The sequence below is a fragment of the Seonamhaeicola marinus genome, assembly GCF_008085455.1.
Genome location: NZ_VSDQ01000364.1, coordinates 738 through 940, shown reverse-complemented (window position 1 = coordinate 940; position 203 = coordinate 738). Strand labels below are relative to the sequence as shown.

The 203-nt window shown below is 34.5% G+C and carries 1 pseudogene; it reads left to right on the top strand.

What is annotated here, in order from left to right:
* A pseudogene (locus tag FUA24_RS25670) lies at positions 1 to 203 on the top strand (phospho-N-acetylmuramoyl-pentapeptide-transferase); the annotation flags it as partial.

Here is a 203-nt window from a genome sequence, read left to right as displayed (position 1 = left end):
ATAATGAATTTGATTATTCAGATTTAATAACTTGGATTCACCCAGATTTAGAAAAATACACGTGGTTAATTTTTATAATAGCGGCTATTTTTATAATAACAGCCGTTTCTAACGGTGCCAATTTAACCGATGGTATTGATGGTTTAGCTGCCGGAACATCAGCAATTATAGTGCTTACACTGGGTATTTTTGCTTGGGTGTCG